Source organism: Iodobacter sp. BJB302, assembly GCF_002735645.1.
Classification (GTDB): domain Bacteria; phylum Pseudomonadota; class Gammaproteobacteria; order Burkholderiales; family Chitinibacteraceae; genus Iodobacter.
In genome coordinates, this window is sequence record NZ_PDZG01000142.1 from 1 (window position 1) to 3,305 (window position 3,305).

Below are 3,305 nucleotides of genomic sequence, written 5' to 3' on the forward strand. Positions count from 1 at the left end.
ACTCGGAACTGGAGCTGGCAAGATGAAGTGCAATTGAACCCCGACCGGGCTATTGAGCCTAAAACAAGCGAGGAATTACAGGTCGCTTAAATCGTAAAAACATCTCAACTATCTTGACAATTACCGTTCCTGGCAATCTACAAAATGAAAACACTTGCAGCCGCTGCCAATCTGCTCGATGTAGATCAGGCCACCGCAGGCAGGCACCTGAACGCGCTGGAGCGGCAATTAAAGACCCGCTTATTTCTGCGCACTACGGCAGGGATGATACCCACACCTTTTGCTGACCTGCTGTTGCCACAGGCATTGCGGCTGGAAGAAGCCGCGCTGTCGATGCAAAAAATGGTGCAGGATTCAGACTTGGGATTAGCCGGGCTTATACGCATTGCCACCACCGATACACTGGCGCAATTCTTTGTTATTCCAGCGATAAAGGCGCTGCAGAAACAACACCCGGATATTGAAGTTGTGCTGTTAACAGGGGCGGAGTTGGTCAATATGAACCGGCGTGAAGCAGATATTGCCCTGCGCACTATCCGCCCGGAGTCCCCCTTATTAATTACCCGAAAGCTTATGGAGCTCACGGTTTCTCTTTATGGATCGGCTCACTATTGGCGAACACACCCTCTGCCTGTTTGGGGAGAGCATTTCAATGGCCACACACTGCTGCTGCCCCTGCAGCCTACAGGCTGGTCAGAGCCAGAGCAGTTGTCAGGAGAAAGTATTGATCAAGGGAAAATTGGCATGCGCTGCAATACGCTATCCAGCTTGTGCTCTGCAACCCGCTCAGGGCTTGGCATCACAGAGTTACCGGATTTTTTAGCTCATGAATACCCAGAGTTGCAAGCCGTCCGGACAGCATATCGCCGGCGATATCCGGTATGGCTGGTCGCCCACCCCGATCTGTACAAAACCGCAAGGGTGAGAGCCATAATGGATGCCATTTGCGTAGCGGCCGCAGCATATCCATCCTTAGTGCCTGCCCCTACATGATTCTGTATCATTCAGCTGCAAAATCATGCTGAACAGGGCGTATTTAAACCATCAGCACCATATTATCGCGGTGGATCAGCTCTGATTCGTCGATATAACCTAGGGTGGCTTCAATCTGCCCCGTGGGCAAACGCATAATCCGGCGGGTTTCAGCGGCACTGTAATTGGCCAAGCCTCGGGCAATCTCTACCCCGGCCGCATCCACACAGCTCACCACATCGCCACGCAAGAAATCGCCAAGCGCTTCTTTTACGCCAATAGGCAGCAGGCTTGAGCCTTGCAAGCGCAGCGCCCTCACCGCACCGGCATCCAGCACCACACTGCCTTTAAGCAGCAAATGATCGGCAATCCATTGCTTTTTGGCTGCGATTGGCGTTGATTGTGCGGTCAGCTGCGTGCCAATCCGCTCGCCACGGGCTAAGCGTGCTAATACTTCATGCTCACGGCCACAGGCAATTACGGTAGAAGCGCCGCTTCTGGCTGCGCGCTTGGCAGCAATAATCTTGGTATACATGCCGCCCGTGCCCACACTGGAGCCCGCACCGCCCGCCATATCTTCCAGGCTGGCATCCCCTGCTTCGGCTTCTTCAACCAGCCGGGCATCAGGGTTAGAGCGTGGGTCGGCGGTATACAGGCCGGTTTGATCGGTCAGAATAATCAGCGCGTCACCCTCAATCAGATTGGTCACCAAAGCGCCCAAAGTGTCGTTATCGCCAAATTTAATTTCGGCAGTCACCACCGTGTCGTTTTCATTAATGATGGGAATCACGCCCAGATTCAGCAGCGTCATCAGGGTAGAGCGGGCATTAAGATAGCGGGTGCGATCAGCCAAATCTTCGTGGGTGAGCAAAATTTGCGCCGTTTTTAAACCATAAGCACGAAAAGCACTCTCATAAGCCTGGCACAAGCCCATTTGCCCAACGGCTGCTGCGGCTTGTTTTTCGTGTACCGAAGTCGGCTTTTGCGACCAGCCCAAGCGTGCCACGCCCTCGGCAATGGCGCCGGAGGAAACCAGCACCACCTGTTTGCCCATTTTTGAGACTTCGGCAATTTCCTGCGCCCAGCGCAAAAGAGCGGCGTGATCGAGGCCACGGCCTTCATTGGTAACCAAGCTGGAGCCAACCTTCACCACAATACGGTGCGCGGCGTGAATAATGCTCTGCGACATAGCCATTTCCTTATGCGAGGATGGGCATTATACCGGTAAGGCGGCTTATCAGATTAAGCAGTATCAAACGACTAAACCGCTAACCCCACTTAAAGAGCCTGCCGCAATGCGTTTTAGTAAACCTCTGCTTTTTATCGCCTGTCTTCTGCCGCTGGCCTGGATATTGTTTGCAACCGGGCAAGCTGTTAATCCGATTGAGTTTTTAACCAGGCAGACAGGCACATGGACGCTGAATTTTCTGCTGATCACCCTCGCCATTACCCCGCTGCGCCGCCTGAGTGGCTACGGCAAGCTGCTGCTTTACCGCCGCATGCTGGGGCTTTATGTGTTTTTTTACGCTTTTATCCACGCGCTGACTTTCTTTGTATTCGATCACGGCTTAGACCCGGCCGCGATCTGGCATGACGTGATTAAACGCCCTTTTGTAACCGTTGGATTTTTGGCTTTTGTTTTGCTGATTCCGCTGGCAGCCACATCGAATCAAGCGGCGATCCGCAAGCTAAAACGCCAGTGGCAACGTCTGCATAAGCTGGTATATCTGATTGCCAGCTTAGGCGTACTGCATTATCTGTGGCTGGTAAAACGGGATTTAAGCACCCCGCTGATCTACGCAGCGATCTTAGGGCTGTTATTTCTGATGCGCACGCCGATGGCGAGGCGATTGGATGGGGTATTAAAGCTAAAAGAGCTTCCAAAACCCTAAATCTGTAGACACAGAGTTAAAAAGCAGCACACCGAGAGTTCATAAAATAAACTCGAGGTTTATTTATCTCAAGTATTTTTTAAGTCGTCATCTCCGAATGCATTTATCGGAGATCCAGTAAAAACACTGAATTCCGCTCAGAGCAATAAAACTGAATAGCCAGAGCCTCCGTTAGTGGTTTCTCTGTGTGCTGCTTTTTAACTTTCCGCTCTCTGTGTCTACAGATCTTTTTTGCCTTTTCACCTAGGAGGAATGAGGAAGCGGGTAACGTCGATTCCCCATTTATCTGCCGATTCATGGCCGGTAATCCGGTCTGCCCCCAATGCTGTTCACTTTATGATTTTTATTCCCCAGTTATGCCGTTGATTAAGAATTTCCGTGCCTTTTCTACTTGCAAAATGCTTAGTTCGTCGTTTCACAACCCGCGGATTACTGCGTCCT

Annotated in this window: 3 protein-coding genes; 2 read left to right on the forward strand and 1 reads right to left on the reverse strand. The window is 51.6% G+C overall.

The annotated features are described in order from the left end of the window. Positions 1–135 precede the first annotated feature (135 nt). Positions 136–993, forward strand: coding sequence for a LysR family transcriptional regulator (locus CSQ88_RS22090; protein ID WP_257212729.1), 858 nt, complete (start codon positions 136–138; stop codon positions 991–993). A gap of 43 nt (positions 994–1,036) precedes the next feature. Here CSQ88_RS22090 and proB read toward each other — a convergent pair whose 3' ends face one another. Next, positions 1,037–2,161 carry a glutamate 5-kinase gene (proB, locus tag CSQ88_RS22095; protein ID WP_218963183.1) on the reverse strand — a complete coding sequence of 375 codons (1,125 nt, stop codon included), beginning with the start codon at positions 2,159–2,161 and terminating at the stop codon, positions 1,037–1,039. On the opposite strand from proB, the gene CSQ88_RS22100 reads away from it, so the two are divergent. Next, positions 2,148–2,864, forward strand: a complete 717-nt coding sequence (locus CSQ88_RS22100) for a sulfite oxidase heme-binding subunit YedZ (RefSeq protein WP_257212727.1) — start codon at positions 2,148–2,150, stop codon at positions 2,862–2,864. The genes proB and CSQ88_RS22100 overlap by 14 nt on opposite strands. The last annotated feature ends 441 nt before the right edge of the window (positions 2,865–3,305 follow it).

Excerpts from the sequence above, each read along its gene's own strand:
- proB (WP_218963183.1), bottom strand. The coding sequence starts at position 2,161 with ATGTCGCAGAGCATTATTCACGCCGCGCACCGTATTGTGGTGAAGGTT.
- CSQ88_RS22100 (WP_257212727.1), top strand. The coding sequence starts at position 2,148 with ATGCTCTGCGACATAGCCATTTCCTTATGCGAGGATGGGCATTATACC.